The following is a 15,606-nucleotide window of genomic DNA, read 5'->3' as shown; positions in this document are numbered from 1 at the left end:
GCATGACGCTTAGAAAACTCCTGTTAAAGTGGGATGTAAAAAAAGAGGTATATGTGTCGACTGCAAACCAAAAACCAACAGAAAGCGTAAGTCTGAACGCTTTCAAACAACCAAAATCGTTCTACCTGATTTTCTCTATCGAGTTGTGGGAGCGTTTTGGCTACTACGGCCTGCAAGGCATCATGGCCGTTTACCTGGTCAAAATGCTGGGTATGTCCGAAGCTGACTCCATCACCCTTTTCTCCTCCTTCAGCGCACTGGTCTACGGAATGGTCGCTATTGGTGGTTGGTTGGGCGATAAAGTTCTCGGCACCAAGCGTGTCATTGTGCTCGGTACAATCGTCCTGGCTATCGGTTACGCGCTGGTAGCTTATTCCGGCCACGATGTTGCTGTCGTGTATATGGGTATGGCAACAATCGCTGTGGGTAACGGTCTGTTCAAGGCTAACCCGTCTTCCCTGCTTTCAACTTGCTATGAAAAGGATGACCCACGTCTGGACGGTGCATTTACCATGTACTACATGTCCATCAACATCGGTTCATTCTTCTCTATGTTGGCTACACCATGGCTGGCAGCGAAGTATGGCTGGAGCGTTGCGTTCTCTCTGAGCTTCGTGGGTATGCTGATTACCCTCGTGAACTTCATGTTCTGTAAGAAGTGGGTGAAGAACCACGGTTCCAAACCTGATTTCCAGCCTGTTCATTTCGGTAAACTGGCCACGACTATTGTCGGCGTTCTGGTGCTGGTTACCGCAGCAACCTGGCTGCTGCACAACCAGGGTATCGCACGTATGGTTCTGGGCGTAGTCGCTCTGGGCATCGTGGTTATCTTTGCTAAAGAAACCTTCGCCATGAAAGGCACAGCGCGTCGTAAGATGATTGTTGCGTTCATCCTGATGGTTGAAGCGATCGTGTTCTTTGTGCTGTATAGCCAAATGCCGACCTCTCTAAACTTCTTTGCTATTCGTAACGTTGAGCACTCCATTCTGGGTATCGCGTTTGAGCCAGAGCAGTTCCAGGCACTGAACCCATTCTGGATCATGATTGGTAGCCCGATTCTGGCTGCAATCTATAACAAAATGGGCGACCGCATCCCAATGCCGCACAAGTTCGCATTCGGTATGGTTCTGTGCTCCCTTGCGTTCCTGGTGCTGCCAGTCGGTGCTAAGTTTGCATCCGATGCGGGTATCGTTTCAGTAAGCTGGTTGATCCTGAGCTATGCGCTGCAAAGTATCGGCGAATTGATGATTTCTGGTCTGGGTCTGGCGATGGTTGCACAATTGGTGCCACAGCGTCTGATGGGCTTCATCATGGGTAGCTGGTTCCTGACGACTGCTGGTGCGGCAATCATTGCAGGTAAAGTTGCCAACCTGATGGCTGTACCGGAAAACGTGACAGATCCATTGCAGTCACTGGCAGTTTACGGTCACGTATTCATGCAAATCGGTATTGCTACCGCTGTTATCGCGGTTCTGATGATGATTACGGCACCGAAACTGAGCCGTATGGCACAGAGTGACGAAAAAGCTGAAACCACCACGGAAACAGCCTCCGCGTAATGTAGCGGGAAACATGATTTTTTCAGCCGTTAGCTTTTCGCTAACGGCTTTTTTTTTGCCCGTTTGCGCACTAACATAGGGTATCTTAGCGCCCCATAGGAGTTCAGTAATGAAACTGTATTATAAAGCTGGTGCCTGTTCCCTCTCCCCCCACATCATCCTGCGCGAAACCGGTGTAGATTTCTCCCTCGTCAAAGTCGATTTAGCGGCAAAGAAAACCGAAACGGGTGACGATTATCTTGAAGTGAATGCCAAAGGCCAGGTTCCGGCACTGGTACTTGATGACGGTTCGCTGCTGACTGAAGGGGTTGCGATTGTGCAGTTCCTCGCAGATAAAGTGCCTGACCGCCAGTTGCTCGCTCCCGCAGGCAGCATGACGCGCTACCACACGCTCGAGTGGCTTAACTACATTGCGACAGAGCTTCACAAAGGCTTCTCGCCATTATTTAATCCAGCAACGCCTGACGATTTCAAAACACTTACGCGTGCCGCACTTGAGAAAAAATTCAAATACGTGAACGAAGAGTTGAATGACAAACAGTGGCTGATGGGTCTGCGTTTTAGCGTGGCGGATGCGTATCTGTTTACCGTATTGCGCTGGGCGCAGGCACTGAAACTCAATCTGGAAGGATTGAGCAACATCGACGCGTTTATGGAACGTATGAAAGCGCGTCCGGCAGTGGCGGCGGCGTTAACAGCTGAAGGGATTTAATCTGCTTGAAGTGAAAACGCCCTCTACTGAGGGCGTTTGTGTTTTACAGTTTCACCGCGGTGAAATAGTGCTCTGGTTTCGCAATACCTTCTTGCGCCGCAACCAGTTGCAGTTCGTACTCTTCCATTTTATTCGTCACAACCATTACGTCATAGACCGCAGCAGTCACGTGCTCAAGCGCTTCGCGAAGCGTGGCTCCCTGCAACAACTTCACCAGCAACAGGCCACTTGTCACATCGCCTACGCCAACTGGCTGGCGCTCGCCAAAGTCCACCAGCGGACGATGAATATGCCAGGCTTCATCGGCTGTCACCAACAACATCTCAAAGCGATCTTGCTGATAAGCGGCACGTGCCAGGTGTTTCACCAGTACAATTTGCGGGCCTTTGGAGATAAGTTCACGCGCCGTGGCAACCGCTTCTTCAACGGTATTCACTGCATGGCCGCTGAGAATTTCAAGCTCAATCAGGTTTGGCGCAATAATATCGCTGGCTGGTAGCGCATAGCGTGTATGGAATTCGGCTACACCAGGTGCGACGATACAACCCTTTTCAGGGTGCCCCATAACCGGATCACAGAAATACTTCGCCTGCGGATTCGCTTCTTTCACTTTGCGCACGATAGAAAGAATGTGTTCACCCTGCTCCGCAGAGCCCAGATAACCACTCAGCACCGCGTCACAACGCTGCAACTGACCGATATCTGCAATTCCCTGCACAATCTCACTGAGATGGCTGGCAGGCATGACGTCGCCTGTCCATTTTCCGTATTGGGTGTGATTGGAGAACTGAACGGTGTTCAGCGACCACACATTGGCGCCCAGGCGGCGCATCGGGAATTCGGCAGCACTATTACCGGCATGACCAAAAACCACATGGGACTGGATGGCAAGAATGTTTTTCATTTCTCTACTCGGGCTACTCTGGGAATATATCGCAAAAATAAAGGGCGTGGTTTCCCACGCCCTTCTGGTCTTTCTTAATTACTTCCAGCAAACGAGGCAGTAATTTTTCTTACCCCGGCGCAGCAAGGTGTAGCGATTGAACAGAATATCGCTATCAGCAAAGGTATATTCCGGGTCGGACTGCTTCTCACCGTTAATGGTGATAGCATTTTGCGCGATAGTTTTACGCGCCTGACCACGAGAGGGTTGCAGTTCAGAATCGACCAACGCTTGTTGTAAATCAGCGCCGCGTTCCATTTCAACCATTGGCACGCCGTCCTGAGCCAGTTGTTCAAGGTCAGCTTCGGTCAAATCGCTCAGGTTGCCGTTAAACAGGCTGCTGGTAATACGTTTCGCCGCTTCCAGACCTTCTTCACCGTGAACCAGACGAGTCACCTGCTCTGCCAGCACATATTGCGCACGCGGAGCCGCGCCACTGTTTTTGTCTTCTTCTTCCAGCGCGTCGATTTCTTCCAGACTCATGAAGGTGAAGAACTTCAGGAAGCGATAAACGTCGGAGTCCGCGGTGTTAATCCAGAATTGGTAGAATTTGTACGGGCTGGTTTTCTTCGGATCAAGCCAGACCGCGCCACCTTCGGTTTTACCGAATTTGGTGCCATCAGATTTGGTGATCAGCGGAACAGTCAGACCAAACGCTTGTTGCTGGTGCAGGCGACGGGTCAGGTCGATGCCAGAGGTGATGTTACCCCACTGATCGGAACCGCCAATTTGCAGAACCACGCCGTGCAGTTTGTTCAGGCAGGCGAAATCGTAACCTTGCAGCAGGTTGTAGGAAAACTCGGTAAAGGAGATGCCCACATCATCACGGTTCAGACGCTGCTTCACCGCTTCTTTGTTGATCATCTGGTTTACGGAAAAGTGCTTACCAATATCACGCAGGAAGGTCAGAACATTCATTCCGCCAAACCAGTCGTAGTTATTCGCCGCAACCGCTGAGTTTTCGCCACAGTCAAAATCGAGGAATGGTGCAACCTGGCGGCGGATTTTTTCAACCCACTCTTGCACGGTATCTTCGGTATTCAGTTTGCGCTCGGAGGCTTTAAAACTTGGATCGCCAATCAGGCCTGTTGCACCACCGACCAGCGCAACCGGTTTGTGACCCGCTTCCTGGAAGCGTTTCAGGCACAGCAGTGGAACCAGATGGCCCAAATGCAAGCTGTCAGCGGTAGGATCAAAGCCGCAATACAGAGCAATTGGCCCTTGCGCCAGTCGCTGTGCTAACGCTTCTTCATCCGTTACCTGGGCGACTAAGCCCCGCTCTTGCAATTGTTTTATCAAATTGATGCTCGCCATCAAATTCTCCATCTATATACGACTGCACCTTTACCGGTACACGGTTTTTCGCCTGGTGGCGAAAGGAGTTAATTTCTTAGGGGACATATAATAGAGAGCTGGCACGTGGAGTACCAGCGCTTAACACAACAAATTCCCGATGCTACGGAGCCAGGCGGTCTATTTTCCAGGCACTGCCGTCACGCTGGTATAAAAAACGATCGTGCAGGCGATGTTCACCGCCCTGCCAGAATTCCATTTGGTCAATCGTTACGCGATATCCGCCCCAGAAACTCGGTAGAGGAATTTCGCCCTGCTGGAATTTTTGTTTTAGTTCGAGGAATTTACTTTCCAGAATACCGCGCGCGGAAATACGGCTGGATTGTTTTGAAACCCAGGCGCCAATTTGGCTATCACGCGGACGGCTGTGGAAATATTTCAGCACTTCAATGGTGGATAAGCGTTCCGCCGTTCCCTGCACCATGACCTGGCGATCGAGCATATGCCAAGGGAAATGCAGACTGATTCGAGGATTCGTTTCGAGGTGATGCGCTTTGCGTGAACCAAGATTGGTGTAAAACACGAGTCCTCGTTCATCGAAGTGTTTGAGCAAAACAATGCGCTGATATGGCTGGCCGTTTTCATCAACGGTTGCCACTACCATCGCGGTAGGATCGGCAAGTTTTGCATCACATGCCTGAGCTAACCAGCGCTCAAACAAAGGCAGTGGTTGTTCGGTAAGATCAGTGCGGCGCAAACCACCTTTAGTGTATTCGCGGCGCAAATGCGCAATTTGTTGCAAAGAGTCGTTATCAGACATGGCTTTACGTCAGGCAATTGTCAGGTGGAGCTATTGTGCGCTCCACCCTCAAAAATCTCAATGTTTCGGATTTTGAAGCTGGCAATTATCCAGAACGACAGTGTCTTTACGGTAAACCGTGGCGGTATCGCCTTTCGACCAGAACACGTACACCCCGTCGGTATAACGCGTACCCGAGGCAGACAGACCCTGAGTCAGCGACAGGTATTCGTTGTCGTAGACAAAGTTGACCATCTGTTTCTGATTATTGAGTTTGACGGTAAGGGGTTTTTCGTCGCACTGATATTGCAGGGTATCGGTCTGCATACGCTCAACAAAGGTGTTGTAATAGCTGCATCCGGCGAGCATGAAAGGAATAGTGGCAATAAGTAGTTTTTTCATCTGCATGTCCTGAAGTTCTTATAATTTCTTATAAAAGGGGGGAGCTTAGCGTCCCCCATCACTTCAGTTTAGAGTTTTAGTGCTGTCGTGAATTTCAGTTAACTCCGATTCTTCAGGGAAGATGGAGCGGGTTTGCGGGAAATATGGCACCAATCACGCTAGCGGCTGTTGCACCGGTCACGGACGGCAGATTTCCCGGCAGGCCCGACATAGTACGGTACGCAAGCCAGGCGAATGCCAGTGCTTCCATATCATCGCCGCTAATGCCTGCATCATCAGTGGTTGTCACTTCGATTCCAGGCAGCAAACCACCTAAACGCGCCATCAGTAGCGGGTTACGGCTCCCACCACCGCACACCATCAGGCGTTCACAACCACCGCTTAATAAAACTTGCTCGGAAATAGTCACCGCGGTGAGTTCCGTGAGTGTGGCCTGAACATCTTCCCCGGCAAGCCCTGGGAATGCAGCCAACTGGCGTTCAAGCCAACCATAGTTGAAATACTCGCGACCGGTGCTTTTCGGCGCAGGCATGGCAAAGTACGGGTCACTAAGCATTTGCTGCAATAAAGGAATGATAACTTTACCGCTGCTCGCCCATTCGGCGTCTTTATCGTACGCCTTGCCGCGCTGACGCCAGATCCATGCATCAATCAACATATTTCCGGGGCCGGTATCAAACCCACGGATGGGTTGTTCCGGTATCAGCAAAGAAAGGTTGGCAATCCCACCGATGTTGAGCACCATGCGGTGTTCGGTCGGATGGGCTAATAAAGCATGATGGAATGCCGGAACCAGGGGCGCGCCTTGTCCACCAAGCGCCATATCGCGGCGGCGAAAATCCCCTACGACTGTCACACCGGTGCGCGCAACAATTTGGTTGTTATCACCAATTTGCATCGTGTGCGGCGCATCACCTTGCGGTTCATGCCAGACGGTTTGCCCGTGGCACCCGATAGCCGTGATGTCGGTATAAGTCAGCCCCTGTTCATCCATCAACGTTTGCACCGCTTCGGCGAACAATTTCCCCAGGCGATTATCGAGCTGCCCAAGCTGAGAAAGCGTTAACTGCTGCCCCTGACAGATCGCCAGAATGGCATTTTTGATATCTAAAGGAATCGGGTGGCTGTAACTCGCCTGCTGCGCAACAAGATGCTCATCAATCGCTGCCAGAACGACATCAATACCGTCCAGACTGGTGCCCGACATCACACCGATATAACGCCCTGATTTCATCTGTTACTCCTGTAGACTCGCCATTTTAGGGGGTTAACTCCATCATAAATTAACACTCAATTCGATGATTCATTAATACTTTTTAACAACAATGCGTGTGTCACAAAGAATATTGCGCTGGTTTAGGCACGGTTAAGTTAAGGTTTTTTAGTATCAATGCCATAATGCATCGGAACTAATTTTAAATTCAGCACCTAAATACCATATAATTTATCCATGAAGGATGCTCAGTTGGGCGTTTCAGGTGTTCAGGAGAGTCAAAAAATGATTTCACGTGTACTGGCAGTAACATTAGTTGGGTTAACTTTGGCTGGTTGCAGCAACACCAGTTCACTTTCCGGCGACGTGTACAGCGCCTCTGATGCCAAACAAGTGCAGAGCGTCACGTACGGTACGTTGGTTTCTGCTCGCCCTGTTCAGATTCAGGCAGGAAATGATTCAAACGTGATGGGTGCGATTGGCGGGGCTGTTCTGGGTGGCTTCCTGGGTAACACCGTCGGCGGCGGTACCGGTCGTTCACTGGCAACAGCTGCGGGTGCGGTAGCAGGTGGCGTGGCAGGTCAGAGTGTTCAGGGTGCAATGAACAAAACTCAGGGTGTTGAGCTGGAAATTCGTAAAGATGACGGCAACACCATTCTGGTTGTACAAAAACAAGGCGACACTAAATTCTCTGCGGGTCAACGTGTGAGAATCGCTAGTAACGGCAGCCAGACCACTGTTTCACCGAACTAATTAATGCTTCTATAAAGCAGAAAGCCTCGCTTTGCAGCGAGGCTTTCGATCAAAAAATTATTCTTTCGTCTGTAAATCAACGATGTTTTTTTCCAGCCGGTTTATCAGGTTAAGCAAAAGTGTCTGCTCTTCGGGGCTGATACCCAACAGAATTTCATCGCGCGTCTTTTTGATAACCGTTTCCATCTCAGTGATGATGGGATCTGCCCGCTCAGTGAGTTTAATACGCTTCGCGCGACGGTCGTTCGCACAAGTCTGACGAGAAATAAGACCTTTCTCCTCAAGTTGATCAAGTGTTCTGACCAATGATGGTTGCTCAATGCCGATCGCTTTGGCCAGTTGAATCTGCGACTGCTCGGGCGGCAACTGATGAATATTGTGCAACGTAACCCAATGCGTTTGTGTCAATTCAAGTGGTTTCAGGCGATGGTCAATCAGAGCACGCCAAATGCGCACCAATCGTGCCAGATCTGATCCTAATGGCGATTCCAATTTCATCTCCTTATAATTAGCTTGCTAACATATTATACTGATTTTAAACTACTGTGCAGGCTTTAATTGAAAAAACAAAATCCTTATTTTTGCTGACGTTATGCAACCAGCTATACTTTTAGTTTACATCTAAGTCAGGGGAAACGGCAGTCGTCCCCGGAATTTTAAAGGATTATCTGACGTGAGCTTTAATTTACTGACCTCAGGCTTACCCATTCAGGACCTGATTTTGGGTGCTTCTATCTACTTTCCCCCTCTTTTTAAAGCGGTTCTCGTTGGTTTTTTTATCTGGCTCATCCTGCATCATTTGTTACGTGACTGGATGTATTCCGGTGAAATCTGGCATCCGACATTAATGGATTTGTCGTTATTCTCACTCTCAGTCAGCGCAGGCCTGGTCATTTTGGTGGTGTGGTAAAGCATGAATATGAAAACAATTAAGTACTTTTCCACGCTGCTGGTTTTTGCTGTAGCCATAGTTGTTGGCTGGATGTTATGGAATTATTACATGCAATCACCGTGGACGCGAGATGGGAAAGTTCGCGCAGAGCAAGTCAGCATTACGCCGCAAGTTTCAGGGACCATTACAAAGCTTAATATTGAAGATAATCAGTTCGTCAAAGCGGGTTCGATTTTGTTCACCATTGACGTCACGCCTTACCACATTGCCGAACTCAACGCGCAGGCACAGTTAGCCCAGGCGCAGTCCGAACTGGGCAAGGCCAGCAACGAAGCCAATCGCCGCAAGAATTTGCCACGCAATTACATCTCTGCGGAAGATATGGATACCGCCAATATCAATGTCAAAGCCGCGCAGGCCGCAGTAAAAGCGGCTGAAGCCACGCTTGAACAGGCAAGATGGCAGATTACGCAAACGACCGTGACCGCGCCCGTTGATGGCTGGGTGACGAATCTTTCAACACGAACCGGCAATTACGCCACCGCCGGGCAGCCGGTATTTGCACTGGTCGATAGCCACTCTTTTTATGTTGTCGGGTATTTCGAAGAGACCAAACTTCGCCATATCCAACCCGGCAATGCCGCGCAAATCGTGTTGTATAGCGGCCATATTCCTTTAAGCGGCAAAGTACAAAGCATTGGTCGCGCCATCTACGATCAGAGTGTAGAAAGCGACAGCAATTTAGTGCCGGATATCAAACCCAACGTGCCCTGGGTGCGACTGGCCCAACGTGTTCCGGTGCGCATCAAGCTCGATGAGATTCCGCAAGGAGTCACATTAGTATCCGGCACCACCTGCACTGTATCCATTAAGCACTGACAGCACTGATGAAACTCGCAGCGTTGGCATGGCGAAATACACCCTGGGGCAAAGCAAACGCCGGGCAATGGCGTTATGCCCTGCGCAACGCCATTGCGATGTGTCTGGCATTAACCATCGCTTATTACCTGAATTTAGATGAGCCCTACTGGGCAATGACTTCAGCGGCGGTCGTGAGCTTCCCTACCGTCGGCGGCGTGGTCAGTAAAAGTCTGGGGCGCGTGGCAGGCAGTTTGATTGGTGCTATGGCCTCGCTGATTATTGCCGGGAATACGCTAAACGACCCGTGGCTATTTACTTTTGCTATGGCTGCGTGGCTGGCGCTGTGCACCTGGAGCTCAAGCCATTTCCAGAATAACGTCGCGTATGCCTTTATGCTGGCGGGCTACACCGCCGCGATTATCGCTTTCCCGATGGTGAATACGGTTGAAACCACGCAGCTGTGGGATATTACTCAGGCACGTGTTTGCGAAGTTATCGTCGGGATTTTATGCGGTGGTTTTATGATGATGGTGCTCCCCAGCACCTCTGACGGCACCACGCTACTGAGTGCGCTGCGAAATATGCATGCCCGTTTGCTGGAACACGCTTCGATGCTGTGGAAACCCGAAACCACCGATGCGATTCGCATGGCGCACGAAGGGGTTATCGGGCAGATTCTGACCATGAATCTTTTAAGGATTCAGGCGTTCTGGAGTCATTATCGTTTTCGCCGCCAGAATAATTTGCTCAATTATTTGATTCATCAACAACTCCGCCTCACCAGTGTTATCTCCGGCCTGCGTCGGATGTTGATGAATTGGCCTGACCCACCAGAAAATTTATGGCCAGTCCTGGAAGCCTTAATTAAAGAGCTGGCGCGGGAGGATACCCATAAATATCACATCGCCCGCCTGTTACAGCAGATTGCCCCCGGCGTCGATGATGACTATCGGTATCAGGCGTTCTGGCATCGTCTGCGTTATTTCTGCTGGTTGTATCTGAACAGTTCGCGATGGTTGCGTGAACTGGAAAATGCGACGCCTGTATCAGAGCTAGAACCACCGAAAACTCCGCCACTGGCGCGGCATACCGATAACACCGAGGCCTTGTGGAGCGCAATTCGCACCTTCTGCGTAATCACCGTGACCGGAGCCTGGTGTATCAGCACCCAATGGGATGGTGGGAGCGGTGCGCTATCGCTGGCGGCAATAAGCTGCGTGCTCTATTCGTCTGTCGCCTCGCCGCTTAATTCGCTCACCTTGCTGATGCGCACATTGCTATGGCTATCGCTATTTAGCTTCCTGGTGAAATTCGGCCTGATGGTGCAAATCACCGACCTCTGGCAGTTCCTGATTTTCTTATTGCCGCTGCTGGCGACCATGCAGTTACTCAAGCTGCAACAACCCAAGCTGGCGGGCTTATGGGGGCAACTGATCGTTTTCATGGGTTCGTTTATCGCAGTGACCAACCCGCCGGTTTATGACTTTGCAGATTTCCTGAATGATAATCTGGCAAAAGTGATAGGCGTGGGCCTTTCGTGGGTGGCGTTTTCCATTCTGCGACCGGGTTCAGACACGCGTAAGAGTCGCCGCCATATTCGGGCCTTGCGACGTGGTTTTGTCGATCAATTAAGCCGCAAACCCATCCACACGGAAAACCAATTTGAATCGCTCGCCTATCACCATATTAGCCAACTGAGTAACAGCAAAGATGAAACGGCGCGCCGCTGGCTGTTGCGTTGGGGAGTGGTGTTACTGAACTGCTCGCATGTAGTCTGGCAATTGCGGAGTTGGGAAACACGGTCCGACCCGCTTTCGCAGGTGCGTGATGTGTGTATTCATACCTTGCGGGACGTGATGAGTGAACGTGGGGTTCAGCAACGATCGCTGGCAGCAACGTTGCAGGAATTACAGAAAATGTCGGACACTCTGTCGCATCACCATAATTCGGATGCCCGAGAACTCGCCGGAATCATTTGGCGACTCTATTGTTCGCTTTCCCAACTGGAACAAGCGCCACCTGCCGGAACGTTGGCAGGCAGCCACTAGTTTTACTGGATAACGCCGCAAGCGTAGCGCGCCCCACCACCGCCAAGTGGTTTCGGTTGATCGGACATATTATCGCCATCAACATGCACCATTAACGCCTTGCCTTTTACATCATCGAGTTTTTTCAGGCGCGGTGCGGTAACAGGCTGGGTCGCGCTGCCGTCGTTATCAACCACCAGCACGGGTAAATCACCCAGATGACCAACACCCATTGGACCCATATGTTTGCCAGTATGTTCAGGATCAAGATGCCCACCGGCGGCTTCAGCGGCTGAAGGTTTGCCATCTTTCATAGCAGTATCACAGCTGCCTTTGGCGTGGACATGGAACCCATGCTCACCTGGGGGAAGTGTTCGCAGGTCCGGTGCAAAAACCAGTCCTTTATCGGTCTCGGTGATTTTGACATTGCCAAGAGAGTGACCAATCCCCTCAGCCGTGACGAGATTCATTTGAACGTCGGTGCTTGCAGCCTGAGCTGCTCCACAACTCAATAAGATCAGTAACGCCAGACTCATTCGCTTCATATTTATCTCCCGGATTCATTTTTACCCTGTTAAGCATAGGCCAGACAGGTGGAATCCTCCGGGAGATAACTATTTTTGCGGGTTATGGCACGTCGTAACCCAGAGCGGCTTTACGAATGCGGAACCATTGTTGACGGCTCATATCCAGGCTCAGAGAATGAATGGCTGAACGCACTCGTTCAATTTTACCGGAGCCGATAATTGGCAACGGTTTAGACGGCAAACGCATCACCCATGCGTAAACCACTTGCTCGATAGTTTCAGCACCAATCTCATTTGCTACCGCTTGTAACTCATCACGCAGCGGCTGGAAGGCTTCGTCATTAAACAGGCTACCACCGCCCAGACATGACCATGCCATCGGATGAACGCGCAACTGCTGGCATTGATCCAGCGTGCCATCAAGAATAGTCGGCTGATGTACCGGAGAAATTTCCACCTGATTGGTCGCAAGCGTAAACGGCAGACGCGATTGCAACAATGAAAACTGAGCAGGTGTAAAGTTTGATACGCCAAAGTGACGCACTTTGCCGCTCTGATGCAGCATAGTGAACGCTTCCGCCACTTCGTCAGCATCCATTAGAGGATCAGGACGGTGAATTAACAGCAGGTCCAGATAGTCAGTGGCCAGGTTCTGAAGTGACTTTTCCGCGCTGCTGATGATGTGAGATTTGTCGGTGATGTAGTGCCCCAAAGCGTGATCGGGTTTTGCCGTGGTAGCAATCCCACACTTCGTAACGATTTCCATTTTTTGACGCAGATGCGGAGCCAGGCGCATTGCCTCGCCAAACGCGGCTTCGCATTGATAACCACCATAGATATCAGCGTGGTCAGCAGTGGTAATACCCAGGTCGACATGCTCTTCAATAAAGCTGGCCAGTTGAGGGGCGGACATATTCCACTCCATCAAACGCCAATACCCCATCACCAGACGGGAAAGTTCTGGTCCCTGCGGGGAAATCGTAATGCGCTGTACCATAAAGCCTGTCCTCAGTGTTAAATGAATTCTGCGACTGAGTATAGAGGGATCAGGGAATTAAAAAAGTGAAGGTTGTTGCGGTTCTTCGGGGGATGCGCTCTTGTTTGCACGTAATTTACGCATTAAACGCTGGCGGCATAAGCGTAGCACTTCTTGTTTTTGCCCATCGCTCAGTTGCTGCCACTGAAAGCGTTCGTCACGGCTGCGCATACATCCACGGCAAAAGCCGCGCTCATCTGACTGGCAGATCCCGCGACACGGACTTTGTATCGGGAAAAACTCTAACTGTTCAGACACTCGCAAACCTCTTCAAGCACATTGCTTCAATTGAAGCCTGACACGCAGAATGTTGCAAGCGATGCGGTGAAATTAAGGTTCACCTAATCTTATTAAATTAGTCTACGTCCATTATATTCGTGTCGTACGGGCGTTATGGAAATCAATAAAAGGTTACAGTGTAACGAATCCAGATTTAACCTGTGCTGTGCCTTTTTCTTTACTCTGATTAATTCACTGTTCATAAAACGCGCGTAAGTAGCGTCTTTGAAACCGACTCCCATAAAGCATCCGGGTTAATTACCCCGCAATTGCTGCTCTGGATCGGGCTGGCTGGACTGGTGTCCGCATTGTTTCTGTCAGCGATTAAAATCCAGGCCTCGCGCTGGTGGTACACCCTACTCATCCGCCTGGTCGGCGTTCTGGCGGGACTGTTGATCATTATTCTGGTGGCTTCAGTTTTTTATAGAGATTACGCATCGCTGTTCATTAGTTACAAAAACATCGTAAAAATTCCCCCCTAAAAACTTGCGTTAGACCGACTGGTCTATTACAGTCTTTCCCCATGAACAGACATCCTGACCATGACACACGCGAACACCTCCTTGCGACCGGCGAGCAGCTTTGCCTGCAACGCGGGTTTACTGGCATGGGGTTGAGCGAGTTGTTGAGCACTGCCGAAGTCCCGAAAGGCTCTTTCTACCATTACTTTCGCTCTAAAGAAGCGTTTGGCGTGGCGATGCTGGAGCGCTATTACACGGCTTATAACCTGCGATTGCAGCAGCACTTTTCCTGTGGCGCGGGAACGTACCGCGAAAGATTGCTGGCCTGGTATCAGGAAACTGTTAACTGGTTTTCCCAGCACGGTAGCCTGATCAGCTGTTTGACGGTCAAACTTTCGGCAGAGGTTTGCGACCTTTCAGAAGATATGCGTGCGGCGCTGAATCAAGGCTCGGCACAAATTGTTTCCCAGCTTGCAGATGCACTGGAAAAAGGTCACGCAGAGAAAAGCCTGAAATTGACCGATTCCGCGTTCAGCCAGGCTCAGGTGATTTATGCCCTTTGGCTCGGAGCGAGCTTGCAGGCGAAGATTTCACGTAGCGCGATACCGCTGGAATGCGCCCTCGCCCACGTCACTCAATTATTAGCGGAGCCTGTCTCCTGACAGGCTTTTATTTCAGTACTTTTTATTTAATCAAACGGTAGACGACCGGTCTATTAGAGGCGTTTTATATGTCAGCAGATAAATTATTTACTCCACTGAAAGTGGGTGCTATTACCGCCCCGAACCGCATTTTTATGGCTCCACTGACCCGCCTGCGCAGCATCGTGCCGGGTGATATCCCGACGCCTTTGATGGGTGAATATTACCGCCAGCGTGCCAGCTCAGGGCTTATCATCAGTGAAGCGACGCAGATTTCAGCCCAAGCGAAAGGTTATGAAGGCGCACCAGGTTTGCATAGCGATGAGCAAATTGCTGCCTGGAAGAAAATTACGGCGGGCGTTCACGCCGCAGATGGCCGTATTGCTGTGCAACTGTGGCATACCGGTCGTATTTCCCACACCAGTATTCAGCCTGGACAGCAAGCGCCTGTTGCTCCATCCGCTCTTTCTGCCGGTACCCGCACTTCGCTTCGTGATGAAAACGGCCATGCCATTCGCGTCGATACATCCATGCCGCGCGCACTTGAGCTCAATGAAATTCCGGGCATCGTGAATGACTTCCGCCAGGCGGTAGGAAACGCACGTGACGCTGGTTTTGATATGGTTGAACTGCACTCTGCACACGGTTATTTGTTGCACCAGTTCCTCTCACCATCTTCTAACCATCGCACCGATGAGTACGGCGGTAGCCGTGAAAACCGCGCGCGCCTGGTGCTGGAAGTGGTTGATGCTGTGAGCAAAGAATGGAGCGCTGACCGTATTGGTATTCGTGTCTCTCCAGTCGGTTCATTCCAGAATGTGGACAACGGCCCGGATGAAGAAGCCGATGCGTTGTATCTGATTGAAGAACTGAACAAACGTGGCATCGCTTATCTGCACATGTCTGAACCAGACTGGGCCGGCGGCAAGCCATACACCGAGGCATTCCGTCAGAAAGTACGCGAATGTTTCAACGGTGTGATCATTGGTGCAGGCGCTTATACCCCAGAAAAAGCAGAAGCATTAATCGAAAAAGGTTTGATTGACGCTGTCGCGTTTGGCCGTGATTACATCGCGAACCCTGATTTGGTTGAGCGCCTGCATCACAATGCAGAACTCAACGCCCAGCGCCCTGAAACCTTCTACGGCGGTGGCGCTGAAGGTTATACCGATTATCCGACCTTATAATCAGAGTCTTCCGTTGATAGC

General features: G+C 50.7%; 18 protein-coding genes. 9 read left to right on the top strand and 9 right to left on the bottom strand.

What is annotated here, in order from left to right; all coding sequences use genetic code 11:
* The first annotated feature begins 53 nt into the window (after nucleotides 1-53).
* Together dtpA and gstA are read left to right on the top strand one after the other, a co-directional pair.
* Entirely contained in the window at nucleotides 54-1,559 is a 1,506-nt protein-coding gene (dtpA, locus tag M2371_RS04575) for a dipeptide/tripeptide permease DtpA (RefSeq protein WP_259267010.1), read from the top strand.
* A gap of 109 nt (nucleotides 1,560-1,668) precedes the next feature.
* On the top strand, nucleotides 1,669-2,271 hold the full coding sequence (gene gstA, locus M2371_RS04570; RefSeq protein WP_034495767.1) for a glutathione transferase GstA: 603 nt from the start codon (nucleotides 1,669-1,671) through the stop codon (nucleotides 2,269-2,271).
* A gap of 43 nt (nucleotides 2,272-2,314) precedes the next feature.
* Here the strand turns inward: gstA and pdxY are convergent, their stop codons facing one another.
* The 5 genes from pdxY to anmK all read right to left on the bottom strand — a co-directional run bounded on the left by pdxY (nucleotide 2,315) and on the right by anmK (nucleotide 6,942).
* Complete coding sequence (gene pdxY / locus M2371_RS04565) at nucleotides 2,315-3,175, bottom strand: pyridoxal kinase PdxY (protein ID WP_259267009.1); 861 nt, start codon at nucleotides 3,173-3,175, stop codon at nucleotides 2,315-2,317.
* Nucleotides 3,176-3,253: 78 nt separating this feature from the next.
* Nucleotides 3,254-4,528, bottom strand: coding sequence for a tyrosine--tRNA ligase (gene tyrS / locus M2371_RS04560; RefSeq protein ID WP_172894029.1), 1,275 nt, complete (start codon nucleotides 4,526-4,528; stop codon nucleotides 3,254-3,256).
* A 142-nt stretch (nucleotides 4,529-4,670) separates the two neighbouring features.
* Nucleotides 4,671-5,327 carry a pyridoxamine 5'-phosphate oxidase gene (gene pdxH / locus M2371_RS04555; RefSeq protein WP_034495771.1) on the bottom strand — a complete coding sequence of 219 codons (657 nt, stop codon included), beginning with the start codon at nucleotides 5,325-5,327 and terminating at the stop codon, nucleotides 4,671-4,673.
* A 57-nt stretch (nucleotides 5,328-5,384) separates the two neighbouring features.
* The gene (mliC, locus tag M2371_RS04550) at nucleotides 5,385-5,708 is read right to left on the bottom strand and encodes a C-type lysozyme inhibitor (protein WP_115628392.1); all 324 of its coding nucleotides are present in this window, start codon (nucleotides 5,706-5,708) and stop codon (nucleotides 5,385-5,387) included.
* A gap of 112 nt (nucleotides 5,709-5,820) precedes the next feature.
* Nucleotides 5,821-6,942 carry an anhydro-N-acetylmuramic acid kinase gene (gene anmK, locus M2371_RS04545; RefSeq protein ID WP_172894028.1) on the bottom strand — a complete coding sequence of 374 codons (1,122 nt, stop codon included), beginning with the start codon at nucleotides 6,940-6,942 and terminating at the stop codon, nucleotides 5,821-5,823.
* 264 nt (nucleotides 6,943-7,206) lie between these two features.
* Here anmK and slyB point away from each other — a divergent pair, with 264 nt between their 5' ends.
* Nucleotides 7,207-7,674, top strand: coding sequence for an outer membrane lipoprotein SlyB (gene slyB / locus M2371_RS04540; RefSeq protein ID WP_034495775.1), 468 nt, complete (start codon nucleotides 7,207-7,209; stop codon nucleotides 7,672-7,674).
* Between the two features lie 57 nt (nucleotides 7,675-7,731).
* Here the strand turns inward: slyB and slyA are convergent, their stop codons facing one another.
* Nucleotides 7,732-8,166, bottom strand: a complete 435-nt coding sequence (gene slyA, locus M2371_RS04535; protein ID WP_115631824.1) for a transcriptional regulator SlyA — start codon at nucleotides 8,164-8,166, stop codon at nucleotides 7,732-7,734.
* Between the two features lie 181 nt (nucleotides 8,167-8,347).
* Between slyA and M2371_RS04530 the strand changes: the two genes are divergently transcribed.
* Genes M2371_RS04530 through M2371_RS04520 form a run of 3 tightly spaced genes read left to right on the top strand, consistent with a single transcriptional unit; the run spans nucleotide 8,348 to nucleotide 11,475 of the window.
* Nucleotides 8,348-8,584 (top strand): DUF1656 domain-containing protein, encoded by a 237-nt coding sequence (locus tag M2371_RS04530; protein WP_034495778.1) that lies wholly within the window; start codon nucleotides 8,348-8,350, stop codon nucleotides 8,582-8,584.
* A 3-nt stretch (nucleotides 8,585-8,587) separates the two neighbouring features.
* Nucleotides 8,588-9,445 (top strand): HlyD family secretion protein, encoded by an 858-nt coding sequence (locus M2371_RS04525; protein WP_172894027.1) that lies wholly within the window; start codon nucleotides 8,588-8,590, stop codon nucleotides 9,443-9,445.
* A gap of 8 nt (nucleotides 9,446-9,453) precedes the next feature.
* A complete protein-coding gene (locus M2371_RS04520) occupies nucleotides 9,454-11,475 on the top strand; it encodes an FUSC family protein (RefSeq protein WP_259267008.1) in 2,022 nt (673 codons plus the stop codon).
* 2 nt (nucleotides 11,476-11,477) lie between these two features.
* On the opposite strand, the gene sodC is transcribed toward M2371_RS04520, so the two are convergent.
* From sodC to M2371_RS04505, 3 genes are all read right to left on the bottom strand, one after another.
* Entirely contained in the window at nucleotides 11,478-11,999 is a 522-nt protein-coding gene (gene sodC / locus M2371_RS04515) for a superoxide dismutase [Cu-Zn] SodC (RefSeq protein ID WP_259267007.1), read from the bottom strand.
* A gap of 82 nt (nucleotides 12,000-12,081) precedes the next feature.
* Nucleotides 12,082-12,978, bottom strand: a complete 897-nt coding sequence (locus tag M2371_RS04510) for an aldo/keto reductase family oxidoreductase (RefSeq protein WP_172894024.1) — start codon at nucleotides 12,976-12,978, stop codon at nucleotides 12,082-12,084.
* 57 nt (nucleotides 12,979-13,035) lie between these two features.
* The gene (locus M2371_RS04505) at nucleotides 13,036-13,275 is read right to left on the bottom strand and encodes a DUF1289 domain-containing protein (RefSeq protein WP_034495784.1); all 240 of its coding nucleotides are present in this window, start codon (nucleotides 13,273-13,275) and stop codon (nucleotides 13,036-13,038) included.
* 290 nt (nucleotides 13,276-13,565) lie between these two features.
* On the opposite strand from M2371_RS04505, the gene M2371_RS04500 reads away from it, so the two are divergent.
* The 3 genes from M2371_RS04500 to M2371_RS04490 all read left to right on the top strand — a co-directional run bounded on the left by M2371_RS04500 (nucleotide 13,566) and on the right by M2371_RS04490 (nucleotide 15,585).
* Nucleotides 13,566-13,778, top strand: coding sequence for a phosphoethanolamine transferase domain-containing protein (locus M2371_RS04500; protein ID WP_259267006.1), 213 nt, complete (start codon nucleotides 13,566-13,568; stop codon nucleotides 13,776-13,778).
* Between the two features lie 41 nt (nucleotides 13,779-13,819).
* Entirely contained in the window at nucleotides 13,820-14,419 is a 600-nt protein-coding gene (locus tag M2371_RS04495) for a TetR/AcrR family transcriptional regulator (protein ID WP_172894023.1), read from the top strand.
* Nucleotides 14,420-14,487: 68 nt separating this feature from the next.
* Nucleotides 14,488-15,585: an alkene reductase gene (locus M2371_RS04490; protein ID WP_172894022.1), complete on the top strand. Its 1,098-nt coding sequence runs from the start codon at nucleotides 14,488-14,490 to the stop codon at nucleotides 15,583-15,585.
* Nucleotides 15,586-15,606: the final 21 nt, after the last annotated feature.

The sequence above is a fragment of the Buttiauxella sp. BIGb0471 genome (genome assembly GCF_024807715.1).
Taxonomy (GTDB): Bacteria; Pseudomonadota; Gammaproteobacteria; order Enterobacterales; family Enterobacteriaceae; genus Buttiauxella; species Buttiauxella agrestis.
This window is presented reverse-complemented; position numbering and strand designations above follow the sequence as displayed.

Coding starts and splice junctions, on each gene's coding strand:
- gstA (WP_034495767.1), top strand. CDS start 1,669: ATGAAACTGTATTATAAAGCTGGTGCCTGTTCCCTCTCCCCCCACATC.
- pdxY (WP_259267009.1), bottom strand. CDS start 3,175: ATGAAAAACATTCTTGCCATCCAGTCCCATGTGGTTTTTGGTCATGCC.
- tyrS (WP_172894029.1), bottom strand. CDS start 4,528: ATGGCGAGCATCAATTTGATAAAACAATTGCAAGAGCGGGGCTTAGTC.
- pdxH (WP_034495771.1), bottom strand. CDS start 5,327: ATGTCTGATAACGACTCTTTGCAACAAATTGCGCATTTGCGCCGCGAA.
- mliC (WP_115628392.1), bottom strand. CDS start 5,708: ATGAAAAAACTACTTATTGCCACTATTCCTTTCATGCTCGCCGGATGC.
- anmK (WP_172894028.1), bottom strand. CDS start 6,942: ATGAAATCAGGGCGTTATATCGGTGTGATGTCGGGCACCAGTCTGGAC.
- slyB (WP_034495775.1), top strand. CDS start 7,207: ATGATTTCACGTGTACTGGCAGTAACATTAGTTGGGTTAACTTTGGCT.
- M2371_RS04525 (WP_172894027.1), top strand. CDS start 8,588: ATGAATATGAAAACAATTAAGTACTTTTCCACGCTGCTGGTTTTTGCT.
- M2371_RS04520 (WP_259267008.1), top strand. CDS start 9,454: ATGAAACTCGCAGCGTTGGCATGGCGAAATACACCCTGGGGCAAAGCA.
- sodC (WP_259267007.1), bottom strand. CDS start 11,999: ATGAAGCGAATGAGTCTGGCGTTACTGATCTTATTGAGTTGTGGAGCA.
- M2371_RS04510 (WP_172894024.1), bottom strand. CDS start 12,978: ATGGTACAGCGCATTACGATTTCCCCGCAGGGACCAGAACTTTCCCGT.
- M2371_RS04495 (WP_172894023.1), top strand. CDS start 13,820: ATGAACAGACATCCTGACCATGACACACGCGAACACCTCCTTGCGACC.
- M2371_RS04490 (WP_172894022.1), top strand. CDS start 14,488: ATGTCAGCAGATAAATTATTTACTCCACTGAAAGTGGGTGCTATTACC.